The organism is Pseudomonas saudiphocaensis, from assembly GCF_000756775.1.
GTDB lineage: Bacteria > Pseudomonadota > Gammaproteobacteria > Pseudomonadales > Pseudomonadaceae > Stutzerimonas > Stutzerimonas saudiphocaensis.
The window spans coordinates 1,530,799-1,549,057 of record NZ_CCSF01000001.1; the positions used below are offsets into that span (position 1 = coordinate 1,530,799).

Below are 18,259 nucleotides of genomic sequence, written 5' to 3' on the forward strand. Positions count from 1 at the left end.
GACTCTAGAGGGCAGTTGCCGGGCTGTCTGTGACAATCAGCCCGGCTGATGCCGCGTAATGGCAGGTTTCAGCTGTCCGTCGGGGCCAGTCGCCACTGCTCCAGCCAGCCCAGGCTCGCCTCGGTGCTCTGCTCACCCGGGCGGTACTCGGCAGCCAGCCAGCCCGTGTAACCCACCGCTTCCAAGGCTTTGAGCAACGGCGCAAAAACAAGCTCGCCGGTGCCTGGGGCGCCACGTCCGGGGCAGTCGGCAAACTGCACATGACCAATACGCTCACCCAGCAGACGGATACCCGCCTCGATATCCAGCTGTTGCCGCGCCATGTGATACAGATCCAGCTGGGCCTTGCAGTTGGGGTGGTCGACCCGCTGCAGCAGGGCATGCAGATGCTCAGGCGTGTTGACGAGAAAACCCGGCATATCCAGCGGATTGATGGCCTCGCAAAGCACACCGATACCCAGCTGGGCGAAGGCCTCGGCACTCTTGCACAGGTTGTCGGCCAGAGTGTCCAGCGCCTGCTTGCGGCTGACGCCTTCGGCCAACCGGCCCGGCAATACGTTTACCCACTGCGGCCGGGTCATGGCCGCGTAGGTCAGTGCCTGCTGCAGAGCTTCATCGAATTCCTGCTGGCGCTCCGGCACCGCCGCCAGGCCGGCGCCGCCCTGCATCAGGTCGCCGGCCGGCAGGTTGATCAGCACCAGCGGCAGACCGGCACGCTCAAGCAATTCCTTCAGGCGAATGGCCGGCAGCTCGTAGGGAAACTGAATCTCGATGCCATCGAAACCGGCCACCTTGGCGGCAAGCACACGTTCGGACAGAGGCAGCTCACCGAACAGCATGGAAAGGTTGGCGGCAATCTTCATCGACTTTGCTCCCGGAACATCTTTACCAGCGTGGCCGGGTCCTGTTCGAGATGCCCCTGGCTACCGTGCAGGCGCATCAGTTGCGCCGCCAGGCCGGTCATGGGCGTGGCGCTGCCTTCTTCGCGGGACAGTTGCACGGCGGTGTCCAGATCCTTGAGCAGGGTACGCACGTGCCACTTGATGGGCTCGAACTCGCTGGCTGCCATCTGCGGAGCAAGAATCTGCAGCGGTTTCGAGTCGGCAAAGCCACCCGCCAGGGCTGGCGCGATCAGGCTGGCGTCGACTCCCGAGCGCTCGGCCAGCGCCACCACTTCGGCAATCACCAGCGCATTGCAGGCGACGATCATCTGATTGCAGGCCTTGGTCACCTGACCGGTACCGACCTCGCCCATGCGCGTCAGCCGCTGGCCCAGATTCATCAGCACAGGGCGAACACGCTCGATATCTTCGGAGTTGCCGCCCGCCATGATCGCTAGGCTGCCTGCTTCGGCTCCCGCGGTGCCACCGGAAACCGGCGCGTCGATCCAGCGCATGCCGCAGCGCGCCTCCAGGTCAGCGGCCATCGAACGAGTGGCGGCGGGCTCCAGGCTCGAGTGATCCACCAAGAGCTGCCCTTGCCGGGCACCTTCGACGATGCCGCCGGGGCCGAACACCACTTCCCGCACCACGGCGGTATCGGCCAGGCAGAGCAGCACGATATCGGCCGCGGCGCAGAGTTCGGCAGGGCTGTTTGCCTGCCGCACACCGGCCTCGACAAGAGGCGCACACTTGTCCGGCGAGCGGTTCCAGACCGTCAGGGGATAACCGGCAGCCAACAGCCGGCGGCACATACGCAGGCCCATAAGGCCGATACCGGCAAAGGCAATGGAAGGCAGGTCAGACATTGAATGCGGCTCCTTGGGGAAAGAGCCATGGATTCTAGCGCCGACTAACGCCGAGGTGGTGAGACCGTCCGCGAGCTCTTGCTCAAGGCACCTCGCCCTTGTCCCACAGCCGCACCAGCTCCTCGGGCGCCTGCTCTTCGGGTATGCGCAAGATCATCTCGTCATCCTGCTCGTGTTGCCGATAGCGCAACTCGATCTGGTAATAACGCTGATCGCCGCGCCCGCTGGTGCGACTTGTCAGCGGCAGGCACCCTTCCAGCAGCGAACAGATCTGCCCGCGTTGATGCTCGTCGCACTGCGAAAACTCAATCTCGCGCGGACGACTGAGCGCCTGAATCGCAGCCACACCTCCCTGCCGCGAAAGCCTCAGGGTGGTATCGTCACCCAGCCTCGGCAACTGCTTGATGTTCATGGAAGCCTCCTCAGCCTGGCTCGACACCCACGTCTGTCCAGGCCTGTTTAACTGCCGTCCATTCGTCACTGGCAGCGCCAAACAGGCGCTCGGCAGTGTCCATAGTCAGGCTGGCAAAGCCTTTGAAATCGGCATCGTTAGCCAGGCGTCGGTCACACAGGGTCTCATACCAGATGCGCCCGGCCTTCTCCCAGGCGAACCCACCCAGCGCCATTGCCGCGCGGTAAAACGCATGGTTGGGAATCCCCGAATTCAGGTGCACCCCGCCGTTGTCATCGCGGGTAACGATAAAGTCGCGCATATGCCCAGGCTGCGGGTCCTTGCCCAGCACCGGATCGTCATAGGCGCTGCCGGGATTGGCCATCGAGCGCAGCGCAATCCCGCTCACCTTATCGGTCAAGAGCTCGGCGCCGATCAGCCAGTCTGCCTGGTCCGCCGTCTGCTTGAGCGCGAACTGCCGGGTAAGGACGCCGAACACATCCGATAGCGACTCGTTCAGCGCGCCCGGCTGATTGAAATACACCAGGCCGGCCTCGCTTTCCGTGACCCCATGGGCCAGCTCATGGGCGACCACATCCAGCGATCGGGTGAAGCGCTGGAAGATCTCGCCATCACCGTCACCGAAGACCATCTGCGCGCCGTTCCAGAAGGCGTTTTCATAACCATCGCCGTAGTGGACCGTCCCCATCAGGGCAAAGCCCTGATTGTCGATCGAGTCTCGCCCGAACGCTTCCCAAAAGAACTCATAGGTTGCACCCAGCGCATCGTAGGCTTCATCCACCGCGGCATCGCCAGTGGCGGGCTGGCCCTCGGCTCGGACCACCACGCCCGGCAGCTGCATCAGGTGCTGTGCATCGTGAATGCTACGCAGTGGCTGGCCGGGCTGCCCCCGGCCCGGCAGCAGCGTGTTTTCCTCCTGCCGGCGCGGCGGGCCGGGATTGGGCAATAGCTGCTCCACATGAGCCAGCGTGCTCAGGGCGCACTGGCGCTGGTGCTGCGAGCCGTTGCGAATAATTCGATCAAGAATGTAAGGCGGAATAAACCCGCGCGGCAGTACTGCGGACATGGCTGCTTACCTCTGCAAGGCGCCTCGCCTGCGCCAATGAAAGCGTTCTGTTGTGATCGAATCTGCCGCCAAGTGTTTCGTATTACCGAAGTTTCTTTCACGGGACGTCACGCCGTTTGCCCCTCGCGATCCCGCAGCCCTTATAATCGCCGGGCTTTTTCCGCTATTGAACCGGAGAACCTCAATGATCAAGCGCACCTTGGCAGCCGTTGTCGGCCTTGCCGTTTCCTTCTCTATTGCCACTTCCCACGCCGCCGAAACACTGCGGGTGTCTGCTATCCCAGATGAAGCGCCGACCGAACTGATCCGCAAGTTCGAGCCGCTGGGCAAATACCTGGAGCAGGAACTGGGCATGCCGGTGAAATTCACACCGGTTTCCGATTACGCTGCCGTGGTCGAGTCCCTGGCTGCCGACCGCCTTGACCTGGCCTGGCTGGGTGGTTTCACCTTCGTCCAGGCCCGTCTGAAAACCGGCGACGCCATTCCGCTGGTGCAGCGCGAGCAGGACGAGCAGTTCACCAGCAAGTTCATCAGCGCCGATCCCGAGGTGAAGACCCTGGAGGATCTGAAGGGCAAGACCTTCGCCTTCGGCTCCGTGTCCTCCACCTCCGGCAGCCTGATGCCGCGTTACTTCATGCTCAAGGACGGCATCAATCCCGAGCAGTTCTTCAAGCGCATCGCCTATTCCGGCGCGCATGACGCCACCGTCGCCTGGGTCGAGGCCGGCAAGGCCGACGCCGGCGTGCTCAACGCCTCTGTTTGGGACAAGCTGGTCGCAGCTGGCAAGGTCAATACCGACAAGGTTCGGGTGATTTCCACCACCCCGCCCTACTACGACTACAACTGGACCGTGCGCGGCAGCCTCGACCCGGAGCTGACCGAGAAGATCAAGGCCGCCTTCCTCGCCCTTGACCCCGCCAACCCCGAGCACAAGGCGATCCTCGACCTGCAGGCCGCCAGCCGCTTCATCGAGACCAAGCCTGAGAACTATGAAGGCATCGAAGAAGCCGCTCGCGCAGCCGGCCTGCTGAAGTGACGCTACGCCTGTCCGGCGTGGGTTATACCCACGCCGATGGCCAGGCGGCTCTGCAGGACATCCAGCTTGAGATAGCCAAAGGCGAGCGTGTCGCCATTATCGGCCCTTCCGGGGCCGGCAAGACGACGCTGCTGCGCCTGCTGGCCACTCACCTGCAACCGCATCATGGGCAATACACGCTGCTCGATTGCGAGCCATGGTCGCTTAGCGTCAGGACCAGGCAGCGGCTGCGCGCACGTATTGGTCTGATTCATCAGACGCCACCCCTGCCGCCGCGGCAGCGCGTGGTCACCTCGGTACTGGCCGGTCGCCTTGGTCAATGGTCGCTGGGCCGCAGTTTGCTCAGCCTGCTCTATCCGCTGGACCGCCAGGGCGCTGCCGCGGTGCTTAACCGGCTGGATCTGGCCGACAAGCTCTATCAGCGCTGCGACCAGCTCTCCGGCGGCCAGCTGCAGCGGGTGGGTATCGCGCGCGTGCTGTATCAGCAGCCGGAACTGATCCTTGCCGACGAACCGGTCTCCGCCATGGACCCGGTACTGGCCAGCTGGTCGCTGAACATCCTCAATCAGGAAGCCGCTCGGCGCCAAACGACGCTACTGGCCAGCCTGCACGCTGTGGAACTGGCGCTGGAGCACTTCCCGCGCGTACTTGGCGTACGCGATGGACGCATCATGTTCGACAAGGCTACGGCGCAAGTCAGCCCGGCAGAACTGGACGCGCTTTATGCCAACGAGCAGCTGACCGGCACACCTGTGGCTGAGCCCCCGCTGCAGCAGACCCTGCTTATCCCGCGATGCTGAATTCCGCTCTCGCCCAGCGCGACCCCGCTGCCCGCTCTCGCCTGCTGCTGACCGTGCTGGCGCTGGCCTTGCTGTGGCCAGGGCTATCTCTAAGCGAGCTGGATATCGGCGTGCTGTTCGATGGCAGCAACGCTGACACCATGGGCATCTTCCTCTCGGCGTTCTGGCCACCCGAGCATGGTCGCGACTTCCTCGCCCTGCTCTGGACGGCAACGCTGGAAACCCTGGCCATTGCCACCGCCGGCATGGCTTTGGCACTGGCTGTTGCACTGCCCTGCGCGCTGATCGCCACCCGCGCCCTGTCGGTTTCTGCACTCAGCCGGGGCGGCCGACCGCACCGCTGGGCGCAGGCACTGCGCTGGCCGGTGCGCGGGCTGCTGATCGTCCTGCGCAGCGTGCCTGAAATCGTCTGGGCACTGCTGTTCGTGCGCGCCGTCGGCCTCGGCCCCACCGCCGGCGTGCTGGCCATCGCCATCACTTATGCCGGGATGCTGGGCAAGGTCTACGCGGAAATCTTCGAGTCAGTCGATCCGCTGCCAACCCGTGCCCTGCTCGGCGCCGGCAGCTCGCGACTGCAGGCGTTTGCCTACGCGGTGCTGCCCCAAGCCTCAGGGGAAATGCTCTCGTACACGGTCTACCGCTGGGAATGCGCCATCCGCGCTTCGGTGGTCATGGGCTTTGTCGGCGCCGGCGGCCTGGGTCAGCAGATGGATCTGTCGATGCGCATGTTCGCTGGCGGCGAGGTGGCCAGCATGCTGCTGACCTTCCTCCTGCTGGTGCTGCTGGCAGACCTGCTCAGCCAGATGCTGCGCCGGAGGTTCGTATGAAGTCGCTGTCGCGCTACGCTGTGCCGCTACTGCTGATCGTTGCGGTAATCAGTGCCTTCGCCTATTTGCAGCTCGAAGTCGGTGCTCTGTTCAGTCGTGAGGGTCTGCGGCAGATGGGGAGCTATGCCTCGGGCTTCCTCAATCCGGATCTTAGCGCGGGCCATCTGCGCGCCATCGGCTATGGCGCGCTGGAAACCCTGGCGATGTCGGCGATCGGCACGCTGCTCGCCGCGCTGTTCGGCCTGCTGCTGGCGCTGCCTGCGGCGGGGCGTTGCGGCCTGATCGCCAAGGGTGTCGCGCGGCTGCTGCTCAATGCCCTGCGCGCCATTCCCGAACTGGTCTGGGCGGCGCTGATGGTGCTGGCGGCGGGCCTGGGCCCCAATGCCGGCACCCTGGCACTGGCGCTACATACCACCGGCGTTCTGGGTCGGCTGTTTGCCGAAGCGCTGGAAAACACGCCGCCGGCGCCTACCGAAGCCTTGCAGCTGTCCGGCAGCGGCCGCATCAGCGCCTTTTGCTACGGCACCCTGCCGCTGCTTTGGCCGCAATTGGTGGCCTATACGCTGTATCGCTGGGAAAACAATATCCGCATGGCCAGCGTGCTCGGTTTCGTCGGCGCCGGCGGACTGGGGCAGATGCTCTACATGAGCCTGAGCCTGTTCCAGGAAGCCCAGGCCTCGACGGTGATTCTGGCCATGCTGCTGATGGTACTGGCAGTCGATGCGCTCAGTGGCTGGGCGCGCCAACGCTGGGTGCGCAGCTGACGACCCGGCAGCCAGCTGCGTGTTCCGAATCAGTGCAGGCTGGGCTTCGCTGCCCGCTCCTGCACCAGCACCCAAGGTGCCACTACTACGGCCCAGAGCGATGGGGCACGCTCCAGCCAGTCCTGCGCCTGCTCAGCTTCGAGCCGGGCCATGCGACCTTCGCCAAGCCATGACTCGACCGTCGCACGGTCGTCTTCGGCCACCGCCTGCGCCGCGGCAATCAGATCGGCATCCCCGGCAACCCACAACAAGGCACCACGGGCGAAGAAGGGCTCCAGCTCTTCCCAGGTAATGGAGGCGGTTTCAGACAGCAGTTTGGCATAGAGAGTGCTTGATTCGTCGCTCATGGAACTCGCTCAATAAGGGGGCAACATCATGATAGCGTCCGGAAAATCGCCATCAAGGGCGGCTTCGCCTACTGTGCAAACAGGTAGCGACGCTTCTACACTGTGCCGGTACAGTTGCCGTGCGGCTGAAGCCGCAAGTCACAGGTTCCAAACAATAATTATGAAAGTGGAGCACATATGAAGACCAAGCAGCCTCTTTGCAAATTGTTCCTGGCCATCGCCCTGAGTGGCGCAGCGAGTTACAGCCTGGCCGCCGATACCATCAAGATCGCGCTTGCCGGGCCGGTCACCGGAGCGGTAGCCCAATACGGGGATATGCAGTTCATGGGCGCCCAGATGGCCATCGAGCAGATCAACAAGAAGGGCGGCGTCAACGGCCAGCAACTGCAGGGCGTGGTCTACGACGATGCCTGCGACCCCAAGCAGGCGGTCGCGGTGGCCAACAAGATCGTCAATGACGGCGTCAACTTCGTGGTTGGGCATCTGTGCTCCAGCTCCACCCAGCCGGCATCCGATATCTACGAGGACGAAGGCATCCTGATGATTACCGCCGCGTCCACCAGTCCGGACATCACCGCGCGCGGCTACGAACTGATCTTCCGCACCATCGGCCTGGACAGCCTGCAGGGCCCGACCGCCGGGAACTTCATCGCCGACCACATCAAGCCCAGCAACGTAGCGGTCATCCACGACAAGCAGCAGTACGGCGAAGGCATCGCCACTTCGGTCAAGCAGGTACTGGAAAGCAAGAACGTCAAGGTTGGCCTGTTCGAGGGCATCAACGCCGGTGACAAGGACTTCTCCTCGCTGATTGCCAAGCTCCGTCGTGAAGGCGTCGACTTCGTCTACTACGGCGGCTATCACCCGGAGATGGGCCTGCTGCTGCGCCAGTCGCGCGAAAAAGGCCTGAACGTGCGCTTCATGGGGCCCGAGGGCGTCGGCAACTCGGAAATCTCCGCCATCGCCGGGCCATCTTCGGAAGGCATGCTGGTGACCCTGCCGAAATCCTTCGACCAGGACCCACGCAACCAGGAGCTGGTCGAGGCGTTCAAGGCCAAGAAGCAGGATCCGAGCGGTCCTTTCGTATTCCCCTCCTACGCGGCCGTGCAGGTCATCGCCGAAGGTATCGAAAAAGCTGGCAGCACCGACACCGACAAGGTGGCCGAGGCCCTGCGCAGCAATACCTTCGACACCCCAACCGGTCAGCTGACCTTCGATGAAAAGGGTGACCTGAAAGACTTCAACTTCGTGGTTTACGAATGGCACCAGGACGGTACCAAGTCCGAAGCCAAGTAAGTCGATAACCACCCGAGCGAAGCCCACGGTAATTGCCGTGGGCTTCGTTTCAGCTGATCGGGCGGCCCCGGCCACAAGCCATCGGGCACCCCAGCGACACCTTCAACCAAGCGAGTGGCCTGCACAGCTGGCCCGCCTCGAACCTGGCGTGTGCGTGATCCGCACCAAGCCCTTGGCGCCGCATCTCCATGCTGCGTGTTCGAAGCAGGCCTGCCCTGTTAGGCAAACATGATGTTGGAAACCTGATCGGACCCGGGGTTTTCAGCGGCATGGCTTTGGATGCGGGTGTTCAGGAGAGATGTGATGCCTGAGCTTTATCATTACTTTCAACAGCTGATCAACGGCCTGACCGTTGGCAGTACCTACGCCCTGATCGCCATCGGCTATACGATGGTTTACGGGATCATCGGCATGATCAACTTCGCCCACGGCGAGGTGTACATGATCGGTTCCTACGTGACCTTCATCGCCCTGATCGGTCTATCGATGCTGGGGCTCGACGCCCTGCCTTTGCTGATGATCGGCGCCTTCATCGCCACCATGATCGTCACCAGCGCCTATGGTTACAGCATCGAACGGGTCGCCTATCGACCGTTACGCGGCAGCAATCGACTGATCCCGCTGATCTCAGCCATCGGCATGTCGATCTTCCTGCAGAACCTGGTGCTGCTGGCCCAGGATTCCAAGGACAAGGCCATCCCCAACCCAATGCCCGGCAACTTCGTGATCGGCGAAAGCGTCATGAACGGCGTGGTGATTTCCTATATGCAGGTGCTGATCTTCGTCGTCACTATCGTCGCGATGATGGGCCTGACGCTGTTCATCTCCCGCTCGCGCCTGGGCCGCGCCTGTCGCGCCTGCGCCGAAGATCTGAAAATGGCCAACCTGCTGGGCATCAACACCAATAGCATCATCTCCCTGACCTTCGTCATCGGCGCGGCGCTGGCGGCGATTGCAGCAGTGCTGATCAGCATGCAATACGGGGTCATCAACCCGCACATCGGCTTCCTTGCCGGCATCAAGGCCTTTACCGCCGCGGTACTGGGCGGCATCGGCAGCATTCCAGGCGCCATGCTCGGCGGCCTGGTACTGGGCGTGGCCGAAGCCTTCGGCGCCGATATCTTCGGCGACCAGTACAAGGACGTGGTGGCCTTTACCCTGCTGATCCTGGTGTTGCTGTTCCGCCCCACCGGCATCCTCGGGCGCCCGGAGGTGGAAAAGGTATGACTCGCAATCTGCGCACAGCCTTCTTCAGCGCCCTGCTGGTCATCGCAGTGGCGGTTCCGGTATTTGGCCTGAAGCTCACCACGGTAGGCATCAACATCCAGGTGCATGGCGCCGACGCCTCGACTTTCTGGGTCATCGCCGCCTGCGCCGTGGCCATGTTCGTCTGGCAACTGTTTCGCACGCGCCTGGCCGCCGGCTGGGCGGCCAGCCCAAGCCTGCCCACCGTGCCTGCCGGCGCCGGCAACTTCCTGAACCTGCCCTCGACCCAGCGCTACATCATCATTGCACTGGTGCTGGTGGCGCTGGTCTGGCCGTTCTATGCCTCGCGCGGCGCGGTGGACATTGCCACGCTGATCCTGATCTACGTAATGCTGGGCCTGGGCCTGAACATCGTCGTCGGCCTGGCTGGCCTGCTGGATCTGGGCTACGTCGGCTTCTACGCCGTGGGGGCCTATACCTATGCGCTGCTCTCCCACTATTACGGTTTCGGCTTCTGGACCGCGCTGCCCATCGCCGGTGCCATGGCAGCATTGTTCGGCTTCCTGCTGGGCTTTCCGGTGCTGCGCCTGCGCGGCGACTACCTGGCCATCGTCACCCTGGGCTTCGGTGAAATCATCCGCCTGCTGCTACGCAACATGACGGAGATCACCGGCGGACCCAACGGCATCAGCGGCATCGACAAACCGACGCTGTTCGGTCTTTCCTTCGACCGCCGCGCCGCCGAGGGCATGCAGACCTTCCACGAGTTCTTCGGCATCGCCTACAACTCCATCAACAAGGTGATCTTTCTCTATCTGATCGCCCTGCTGCTGGTGCTGTTGACGCTGTTCGTGATCAACCGCCTGCTGCGCATGCCCATCGGCCGAGCCTGGGAAGCCCTGCGCGAGGACGAAATCGCCTGCCGCGCGCTGGGCATGAACCCGACGGTGATCAAGCTCTCGGCCTTCACGATCGGCGCGACATTCGCCGGTTTTGCCGGCAGCTTCTTCGCCGCGCGCCAGGGGCTGGTGTCGCCGGAGTCCTTCACCTTCATCGAGTCGGCGATCATCCTCGCCATCGTCGTACTGGGCGGCATGGGTTCACAGCTGGGGGTAATCCTCGCGGCTATCGTGATGATCCTGCTCCCCGAGCTGATGCGCGAATTCAGTGAGTACCGCATGTTGATGTTCGGCGCCATGATGGTGCTGATGATGATCTGGCGTCCGCAGGGCCTGCTGCCCATGCAGCGCCCACATATGGAGCTGAAGCAATGAGTCGCCCGATTCTCGAAGTACGCGGTCTGACCATGCGCTTCGGCGGCCTGCTGGCGGTAAACGGAGTGGGCCTGAGCGTGCAGGAAAAGCAGGTGGTCTCGATGATCGGCCCCAACGGGGCCGGCAAGACTACGGTCTTCAACTGCCTGACCGGCTTCTACCAGCCGACCTCCGGGGAGATCCTGCTGGACGGCGAACCGATCCAGGGGCTTCCAGGGCACAAGATCGCGCGTAAGGGTGTGGTCAGAACCTTTCAGAACGTGCGGCTGTTCAAGGACATGACCGTGGTGGAAAACCTCCTGGTGGCCCAGCACCGGCACTTGAATACCGGCCTGCTGTCCGGGCTGCTGAAAACCAGCGCTTTTAGGAAAAGCGAGCGCGAGGCAATGGACTTTGCTGCCCATTGGCTGGAGCAGGTCAACCTCACCGAGGTCGCCAACCGTCCGGCCGGCACCCTTGCCTATGGCCAGCAGCGCCGCCTGGAGATTGCCCGTTGCATGATGACGCGCCCGCGCATCCTCATGCTCGACGAGCCAGCTGCCGGCCTGAACCCGAAGGAAACCGAAGATCTGAAGGCGCTGATCAGCCTGCTGCGCGACTCGCACAACGTCACGGTGCTGCTGATCGAGCACGACATGAAACTGGTCATGAGCATTTCCGACCATATCGTCGTGATCAATCAGGGCTGCCCGCTGGCCGATGGCACACCTGAGCAGGTACGCGACAATCCGGACGTGATCAAAGCCTATCTGGGAGAGGCGTAAGCATGTTGTATTTCGAGAACGTCTCCACCTGTTACGGCAAGATCCAGGCGCTGCACAGCGTCAACGTTGAAATCCGCAAGGGCGAGATCGTCACCCTGATCGGTGCCAACGGCGCTGGAAAGTCCACCCTGCTGATGACGCTGTGCGGCTCGCCCAGAGCGTCCGAAGGCAGCATCCGCTTCGAGGGCGAAGAGCTGGTAGGTCTGCAGACCTGCGACATCATGCGCAAGGATATCGCCGTGGTGCCTGAAGGCCGGCGCATCTTTTCCCGCCTGACGGTGGAGGAAAACCTCGCCATGGGTGGCTTCTTCACCAGCAAGGCGGATTTCCAGGAACAGCTGGACAAGGTGCTCCTGCTGTTCCCGCGCCTCAAGGAGCGCTATCAGCAGCGCGGCGGCACCATGTCCGGTGGCGAACAGCAGATGCTGGCCATCGCCCGGGCGCTGATGAGCAACCCTCGACTGCTACTGCTCGATGAGCCTTCGCTGGGCTTGGCGCCCATCATCATTCAGCAGATCTTCGAGATCATCGAACAGCTGCGCGAGGACGGCGTGACCATCTTCCTTGTCGAGCAGAATGCCAACCAGGCGCTGAAGCTTGCCGATCGCGGCTATGTGTTGGAGAACGGCCATATCGTGATGCAAGGCAGTGGCGAAGAGTTGCTGAGCAACCCCAAGGTTCGCGACGCCTATCTGGGTGGCTAGCCATGCGGCTCTGGATCAGGGATCCGCTGGCGCTGTTCACGGCCAATGATCACCAGGCACTTGGCGGTCTGGTGATCGAGGACAACCTGATTGTCGAGCTGCTGGCCGCCGGTGCCACCCCGGCCAGCCCGGTAGATGAAACCTTCGACGCCCGCGAGCATGTGGTGCTGCCGGGGTTGGTCAATACGCACCAGCATTTTCACCAGACGCTGACCCGCGCCTGGGGACCGGCAGTCAACATGTCGGTGCTCGACTGGCTGCCGACGCTGTATCCGCTCTGGTCCCGGCTGACGCCAGAGCATCTGATGCTGGCCAGCCGCCTGGCTCTGGCCGAGCTGCTGCTTTCAGGCTGCACCACCAGCGCCGACCATCACTACCTGTTCCCCGCCGGCCTGGAGCAGGCCATCGATATCCAGATCGACGCCGTGCGCGAACTGGGCATGCGCGCCACCCTGTGCCGCGGCTCGATCAATCTCGCTGCAGCGCACAACAGTGTCTGTGTACAGAGCGCCGAGGCGATCCTGGCCGACAGCCAGCGGCTGGCCGAGCAATATCACGAGCGCAGTGATGGCGCGCAGATCCGGATTGCTCTGGCACCTTCCTCGCCCTTTTCGGTAACCCGCGAGCTAATGCGTGACAGTTCCGAGTTGGCCAGAAAGCACGATTTACGCCTGCACACGCACCTGGGCGAAACGCCTGACGAACAGCAGGCAAGCATCCGCCGTTTCGGCATGCGAAGCATTGATTACCTGAAAAGCGTTGGCTGGCTGGGTCCGCAGACCTGGCTGGCCCACGGCATCCATTTCAACCAGATAGAAATTGCCAGTCTGGGCAGGGCCGGCGTTGGCATCTGCCATTGCCCCAGTTCCAATATGCGCCTGGGCTCGGGCATCTGCCGTGCCCTACAGCTGGAACAGGAAGGCGCGACCATTGGCCTGGGCGTCGATGGCGCAGCCTCCAACGACACCTGCAACATGCTGCTTGAAGCGCGCCAGGCGCTCCTGCTGCAGCGCCTGCGCTACGGTGCCGAGCAGATCACCCCACACAAGGTACTCGGCTGGGCCACTCGCGGCTCGGCACGGCTGCTCGGGCGCAGCGACATCGGCCAGATCGCGCCCGGCAAGCAGGCCGACCTGGCACTGTTCAAGCTCGACGAGCTGCGTTTTTCCGGTAGCCATGACCCATTGGCCGCATTGCTGCTGTGCGGTGCCGACAGGGCCGATAGGGTAATGATCGGAGGACGCTGGCGGGTCATCGACGGTCAAATCGAAGGGTTCGATCTGGAGCGGCTAAAGGCCGATCACCGCCAGGCCGCCTTACAGCTGGCTGGTGGTTAAGCGTGAGCTAACCCGTAGCTCTTTCTACCTGCAGGCCAAGTGAGCAGATCGTAGGGTGGAAGACTGCGAAGCATCTTCCACGCGCCTGTGTCAGACCAACCGAACGCGTGGATGTGCTTCGCGACATCCCCCCTACCGGAGCCAGGACTCAGCCCCTCAGGGCCTTGGCGTGATGCCACAGGTGGTCGTCGATAAAGCTGGCGACGAAGTAGTAGCTGTGGTCGTAACCCGGCTGGATACGCAACGTCAGCGGATGCCCCGCAGCCTTGGCCGCCGCTTCCAGCGCCTCGGGCTTGAGCTGGTTTTCCATGAAGTCATCGCGATCGCCCTGATCGACCAGGATCGGCAATTTCTCTTTAGCTTCAGCCAGCAGGGCACAGGCATCCCATTCGCGCCAACGCGAGCGGTCTTCACCCAGATAGCGGGTAAAAGCCTTCTCGCCCCAGGGGCAGTTGACGGGATTGGTGATGGGCGAAAAAGCCGAAACCGACTGATAACGCCCCGGATTCTTCAATGCGCACACCAGCGCACCGTGACCGCCCATGGAATGCCCACTGATACCGCGCTTGTCAGAGACGGGGAAATTCGCCTCGATCAGCGCAGGCAGCTCATGGACCACGTAGTCGTACATGCGGTAATGCTGCGCCCACGGCTCTTGAGTGGCGTTGAGATAGAAGCCGGCACCGAGGCCGAAATCCCAGGCGCCATCCGGATCGTCCGGCACATCGGCCCCGCGCGGGCTGGTGTCCGGCGCGACGATGATCAGCCCGAGCTCCGCTGCCAGCTGCTGTGCGGCGGCCTTCTGCATGAAGTTCTCGTCGGTGCAGGTCAGCCCCGACAGCCAGTAGAGCACCGGCAGCTTCTCGCCCTGCTCCGCCTGCGGAGGCAGGTATACGGCGAACACCATGTCGCAATTCAGGCTGCTGGAGCGGTGGCGATAACGCTTGTGCCAGCCGCCGAAGCTCTTGTTGCAGGAAATGTTTTCCATAAAAAACTCCGTAAAGCCGAAAACACTAAAGGCTGAAACTGCACGCAGAAGCTAACGCTCGTGCAGGTCCCAGCCGTTCCGGGCATTTGTTGCCGAGATACTTGAGGTCAAAAATTCGCGCCGAGGGCGGCGCCCCCACAAGCATTACACTGCTTATGGGAGGCGCGCCCTCACAGCTCAAATATCTGCAACCGCGGCCTTAAAAGTTAATGACGGTACGAATGCTCTTGCCTTCGTGCATCAGGTCAAAGGCCTTGTTGATCTCCTCCAGACCCATGTTGTGGGTAATGAAGGTATCCAGCGGAATCTCGCCGCTCTGGGACTTCTCTACGTAGCTAGGCAGCTCGGTGCGCCCCTTGACGCCGCCGAAGGCACTGCCGCGCCAAACGCGCCCGGTGACCAGCTGGAACGGACGGGTGCTGATTTCCTGGCCTGCCCCGGCGACGCCGATAATCACCGACTCGCCCCAGCCCTTGTGGGCACACTCCAGGGCGGCGCGCATCAGCTGCACGTTACCGACGCATTCAAAGGAATAATCCACGCCGCCATCGGTCATTTCGATGATGACATCCTGGATCGGCTTGTCGTGATCCTTGGGATTGACGAAGTCGGTGGCGCCCAGCTCTTCGGCGATGGGGAACTTGGACGGGTTGATGTCGATGGCGATGATGCGGCTGGCACCGGCCATCTTCGCGCCGATGATCGCCGCCAGACCGATGCCGCCAAGGCCGAAAATGGCGACGGTGGCGCCTGCTTCAACCTTGGCGGTGTTGAGCACCGCCCCGATGCCAGTGGTCACGCCGCAACCCAGCAGGCAGACCTTGTCCAGCGGCGCTTCCTTGGGAATCTTGGCGACCGAGACTTCCGGCAGCACCGTGTACTCGGAGAAGGTGGAGCAGCCCATGTAGTGGTAGATCGGCTGGCCCTGATAGCTGAAGCGAGTGGTGCCGTCCGGCATCAGGCCCCTGCCCTGGGTGGCGCGCACCGAGCTGCACAGGTTGGTCTTGCCGGACTTACAGAATTTGCACTCGCGGCACTCGGCGGTGTACAGCGGGATTACATGATCGCCCACTGCCACCGAGGTCACGCCCTCACCGACGGCCTCGACGATACCGCCGCCCTCATGGCCGAGGATGCAGGGGAATACACCCTCGGAGTCCTCACCGGACAGAGTGTAGGCATCGGTATGGCAAACGCCGGTGGCAACGATGCGCACCAGTACCTCGCCTGCCTTAGGCGGCTCGACGTCGACTTCAACAATCTTCAGAGGCTGGTTGGGGCCAAAGGCGACAGCGGCGCGTGATTTGATGCTCATGAAAAACTCCTCCTTGGGTGAATGACACGAAGTGTAGGTTCATCTGGCTGCTGGGTTAATAAGCCAAACATGGAAACATTATTGCTACACAGGGATAATCAGCCACTTCGCCTAGGAGATCCACACAATGAGTCGCTGGGAAGGACTGGATGAGTTCGTTGCCGTCGCCGAATGCGGCAGCTTTATGCGCGCAGCCGAACATCTGCGGGTTTCCTCCTCCCATGTCAGCCGCCAGGTGGCACGTCTGGAGGAGCGGTTGCAGGCCCGCCTGCTCTATCGCACCACCCGCCGCGTATCGCTGACCGAAGCCGGCCACACCTTTCTTGCCCGCTGCCAGCGCCTGATCGAGGAGCGTGACGAGGCCTTCAATGTCATCGGCGACTTGCATAGCGCGCCCACCGGACTGTTGCGCATGACCGCTGCGGTGGCGTACGGCGAGCGCTTTATAGTGCCGCTGGTAAACGAGTTCATGGCGCAGCATCCGCAGCTGCGTGTGGAGATCGAGCTGTCCAACCGAACCCTGGATCTGGTGCAGGAAGGCTATGACCTGGCCATTCGCCTGGGCCGGCTCAGCGACTCACGTATGGTGGCGACACGCATCGCTCCGCGTGCCATGTATCTGTGTGCCGCACCGACCTACCTCGAACGCTATGGACGGCCGCATACGCTTTCCGAACTGGCACGGCACAATTGCCTGGTGGGCACCAGCGATACCTGGATGCTGCAGGACGATGGCCGCGAGCAGCCGTTCAAGCCCAGCGGCAACTGGCGCTGCAATAGCGGCCAGGCTGTGCTGGATGCGGCACTGCGCGGCTTCGGCCTCTGCCAGCTGCCGGATTATTACGTCCAGGAGCCCCTGCGTCGTGGCGAGCTGGTGTCACTGCTGGAAACCAATCGACCACCCAACACCGCTGTCTGGGCCGTTTATCCGCAGCGACGCTATCCGCTGCCCAAGGTGCGCCTGCTGATCCAGGCGCTGAAGGACGGGCTGGCTCGGCGCCCGGAATACCTGCGCACCTAAGCCAGGCCGCGTTGAAACAATGTCTTACTGCCCGTGCGTCCGACTACCGGCCAGGACTGGAACCCCCCACCTGCAACCACGTCGTAATCAGTAACCAGTCCTTTACCCCTCTTTGATCGAAGCCGCTTCCGAGCACCGATCGCATATCCCGCGAGGACCCCACCCACCCGGACGAACGAGGACGCGCATGAACAGACCGCTCGATAGTAAGACCCTGAATCAGCTGCTGAGCCAACGTGAGGCCCCGTGCCTGTCTCTTTATCAGCCTACTCACCGCAGCTTCCCTGAACGTCAGCAGGACCCTATCCGCTTCAGGCACCTGGTTCGCCAGCTGGAAGAGTCGCTCAAGCAACAAGGCTGGGCTGAGCACGCCGAAGCCCTACTCCGACCCTTTCAGGAACTGCTCAATAATGCCGAGTTCTGGAACCATAACCTTGACGGGCTGGCCGTCTTCGGTTGCGCCGGTTACTTCCAGTTCTTCCGACTGCAGCGTCGAGTGCCGGAGTTTGCGGTGGCCAACGACCGCATGCATGTCAAACCTCTGGTGCGCATCGCACAGTCTGCAGACCGCTATCAGATCCTCTGCCTGTCACGGGATTCGGTGCGGCTGCTAGGCGGCAACCGCGACGCGCTGGACGAAATCACGCTTCATGAAAACGTACCCCGCACCCTTGCCGAGGCACTGGGCTCCGAACTGACCGAGAAGAGCCAGAGTGGCTTTGCGCAAGGCTTCAGCCGTGCCAGTGAACGAGGCGATCCGATGCAGAACGAAGCCGGCGGGGCCGGCAAGCAGGCGGAAATTGAACGTGACCGGGATCGTTTTTTTCGTGAAGTTGACCGGACCATTCTCGAATACCACTCACGTCCCAGCGGCCTGCCGCTGATCCTGGCAGCGCTGCCGGAACATCAGTCGCACTTCCGCCGCATCAGCCACAACGAATGCCTTCTGCCCGAGGGCATAGAAGTCGGCCAGGGCGCGCTGACCCTCAATGAATTACGCGAAGACAGCTGGCTGGTGATGCAGCCGCGCTACCTCAAGCGCCTGGAAGGCCTGCTCAATCAGTTCGGCACTTCTCACGGCAAGGGGCTGGCCTCGGATCAACTGGAGGACATCGGCCAGGCCGCCACAGAGGGCCGCGTGGCAACCCTGCTGGTGGAAGCCGAGCGGCAGATACCCGGCTATGTCGACAAGGCCGAGGGCAAGGCGACACCTGCTGCGGACGACGCAGCGACAACCCCCGACCTGCTGGACGAACTGACCATCTGGACGCTCGAGCAAGGGGGCGAGGTAATCGTGGTACCGACGGAGCGAATGCCTACGCAGAGTGGTGCGGCAGCGATCTACCGGTATTGAG

The 18,259-nt window shown here is 62.6% G+C and carries 19 protein-coding genes; 12 read left to right on the forward strand and 7 right to left on the reverse strand.

Going from position 1 to position 18,259, the window contains the following annotated elements; genetic code table 11:
- Window positions 1–68 precede the first annotated feature (68 nt).
- The 4 genes from BN1079_RS07115 to BN1079_RS07130 all read right to left on the reverse strand — a co-directional run bounded on the left by BN1079_RS07115 (window position 69) and on the right by BN1079_RS07130 (window position 3,225).
- Window positions 69–863, reverse strand: coding sequence for a hydroxypyruvate isomerase family protein (locus BN1079_RS07115; protein ID WP_037023275.1), 795 nt, complete (start codon window positions 861–863; stop codon window positions 69–71).
- A complete protein-coding gene (locus BN1079_RS07120) occupies window positions 860–1,747 on the reverse strand; it encodes an NAD(P)-dependent oxidoreductase (protein ID WP_037023276.1) in 888 nt (295 codons plus the stop codon). Before BN1079_RS07120 ends, BN1079_RS07115 begins: the two co-directional genes overlap by 4 nt.
- An 82-nt stretch (window positions 1,748–1,829) precedes the next feature.
- A complete protein-coding gene (locus tag BN1079_RS07125; protein ID WP_037026681.1) occupies window positions 1,830–2,153 on the reverse strand; it encodes a protealysin inhibitor emfourin in 324 nt (107 codons plus the stop codon).
- Between the two features lie 16 nt (window positions 2,154–2,169).
- Complete coding sequence (locus BN1079_RS07130) at window positions 2,170–3,225, reverse strand: M4 family metallopeptidase (RefSeq protein WP_171819292.1); 1,056 nt, start codon at window positions 3,223–3,225, stop codon at window positions 2,170–2,172.
- Window positions 3,226–3,409: 184 nt separating this feature from the next.
- Between BN1079_RS07130 and BN1079_RS07135 the strand changes: the two genes are divergently transcribed.
- Genes BN1079_RS07135 through phnE form a run of 4 tightly spaced genes read left to right on the forward strand, consistent with a single transcriptional unit; the run spans window position 3,410 to window position 6,652 of the window.
- The gene (locus BN1079_RS07135; RefSeq protein WP_037023277.1) at window positions 3,410–4,261 is read left to right on the forward strand and encodes a putative selenate ABC transporter substrate-binding protein; all 852 of its coding nucleotides are present in this window, start codon (window positions 3,410–3,412) and stop codon (window positions 4,259–4,261) included.
- Window positions 4,258–5,061 carry a phosphonate ABC transporter ATP-binding protein gene (locus BN1079_RS07140; RefSeq protein ID WP_037023278.1) on the forward strand — a complete coding sequence of 268 codons (804 nt, stop codon included), beginning with the start codon at window positions 4,258–4,260 and terminating at the stop codon, window positions 5,059–5,061. The genes BN1079_RS07135 and BN1079_RS07140 overlap by 4 nt, the downstream gene beginning before the upstream one ends.
- On the forward strand, window positions 5,055–5,888 hold the full coding sequence (locus BN1079_RS07145) for a PhnE/PtxC family ABC transporter permease (protein WP_037023279.1): 834 nt from the start codon (window positions 5,055–5,057) through the stop codon (window positions 5,886–5,888). Before BN1079_RS07140 ends, BN1079_RS07145 begins: the two co-directional genes overlap by 7 nt.
- The gene (phnE, locus tag BN1079_RS07150) at window positions 5,885–6,652 is read left to right on the forward strand and encodes a phosphonate ABC transporter, permease protein PhnE (protein ID WP_037023280.1); all 768 of its coding nucleotides are present in this window, start codon (window positions 5,885–5,887) and stop codon (window positions 6,650–6,652) included. Before BN1079_RS07145 ends, phnE begins: the two co-directional genes overlap by 4 nt.
- 29 nt (window positions 6,653–6,681) lie before the next feature.
- Here the strand turns inward: phnE and BN1079_RS07155 are convergent, their stop codons facing one another.
- Window positions 6,682–6,999 carry a DUF2288 domain-containing protein gene (locus tag BN1079_RS07155; RefSeq protein WP_037023281.1) on the reverse strand — a complete coding sequence of 106 codons (318 nt, stop codon included), beginning with the start codon at window positions 6,997–6,999 and terminating at the stop codon, window positions 6,682–6,684.
- Between the two features lie 177 nt (window positions 7,000–7,176).
- Here BN1079_RS07155 and BN1079_RS07160 point away from each other — a divergent pair, with 177 nt between their 5' ends.
- The 6 genes from BN1079_RS07160 to BN1079_RS07185 all read left to right on the forward strand — a co-directional run bounded on the left by BN1079_RS07160 (window position 7,177) and on the right by BN1079_RS07185 (window position 13,580).
- Complete coding sequence (locus tag BN1079_RS07160) at window positions 7,177–8,295, forward strand: branched-chain amino acid ABC transporter substrate-binding protein (RefSeq protein ID WP_037023282.1); 1,119 nt, start codon at window positions 7,177–7,179, stop codon at window positions 8,293–8,295.
- Window positions 8,296–8,598: 303 nt separating this feature from the next.
- Window positions 8,599–9,522: a high-affinity branched-chain amino acid ABC transporter permease LivH gene (gene livH / locus BN1079_RS07165; protein ID WP_037023283.1), complete on the forward strand. Its 924-nt coding sequence runs from the start codon at window positions 8,599–8,601 to the stop codon at window positions 9,520–9,522.
- On the forward strand, window positions 9,519–10,775 hold the full coding sequence (locus BN1079_RS07170) for a high-affinity branched-chain amino acid ABC transporter permease LivM (RefSeq protein WP_037023284.1): 1,257 nt from the start codon (window positions 9,519–9,521) through the stop codon (window positions 10,773–10,775). Before livH ends, BN1079_RS07170 begins: the two co-directional genes overlap by 4 nt.
- On the forward strand, window positions 10,772–11,539 hold the full coding sequence (livG, locus tag BN1079_RS07175) for a high-affinity branched-chain amino acid ABC transporter ATP-binding protein LivG (protein WP_037023285.1): 768 nt from the start codon (window positions 10,772–10,774) through the stop codon (window positions 11,537–11,539). The genes BN1079_RS07170 and livG overlap by 4 nt, the downstream gene beginning before the upstream one ends.
- Before the next feature lie 2 nt (window positions 11,540–11,541).
- The gene (locus BN1079_RS07180) at window positions 11,542–12,243 is read left to right on the forward strand and encodes an ABC transporter ATP-binding protein (RefSeq protein ID WP_037023286.1); all 702 of its coding nucleotides are present in this window, start codon (window positions 11,542–11,544) and stop codon (window positions 12,241–12,243) included.
- A 2-nt stretch (window positions 12,244–12,245) separates the two neighbouring features.
- Entirely contained in the window at window positions 12,246–13,580 is a 1,335-nt protein-coding gene (locus BN1079_RS07185) for an 8-oxoguanine deaminase (protein ID WP_037023287.1), read from the forward strand.
- 148 nt (window positions 13,581–13,728) lie between these two features.
- On the opposite strand, the gene fghA is transcribed toward BN1079_RS07185, so the two are convergent.
- Both fghA and BN1079_RS07195 read right to left on the reverse strand, forming a co-directional pair.
- Entirely contained in the window at window positions 13,729–14,568 is an 840-nt protein-coding gene (fghA, locus tag BN1079_RS07190; RefSeq protein WP_037023288.1) for an S-formylglutathione hydrolase, read from the reverse strand.
- Window positions 14,569–14,767: 199 nt separating this feature from the next.
- A complete protein-coding gene (locus tag BN1079_RS07195; RefSeq protein WP_037023289.1) occupies window positions 14,768–15,883 on the reverse strand; it encodes an S-(hydroxymethyl)glutathione dehydrogenase/class III alcohol dehydrogenase in 1,116 nt (371 codons plus the stop codon).
- Between the two features lie 127 nt (window positions 15,884–16,010).
- On the opposite strand from BN1079_RS07195, the gene BN1079_RS07200 reads away from it, so the two are divergent.
- Together BN1079_RS07200 and BN1079_RS07205 are read left to right on the forward strand one after the other, a co-directional pair.
- Complete coding sequence (locus BN1079_RS07200; RefSeq protein WP_037023290.1) at window positions 16,011–16,904, forward strand: LysR family transcriptional regulator; 894 nt, start codon at window positions 16,011–16,013, stop codon at window positions 16,902–16,904.
- Window positions 16,905–17,091: 187 nt separating this feature from the next.
- Complete coding sequence (locus BN1079_RS07205; protein ID WP_037023291.1) at window positions 17,092–18,258, forward strand: baeRF3 domain-containing protein; 1,167 nt, start codon at window positions 17,092–17,094, stop codon at window positions 18,256–18,258.
- Window position 18,259: the final 1 nt, after the last annotated feature.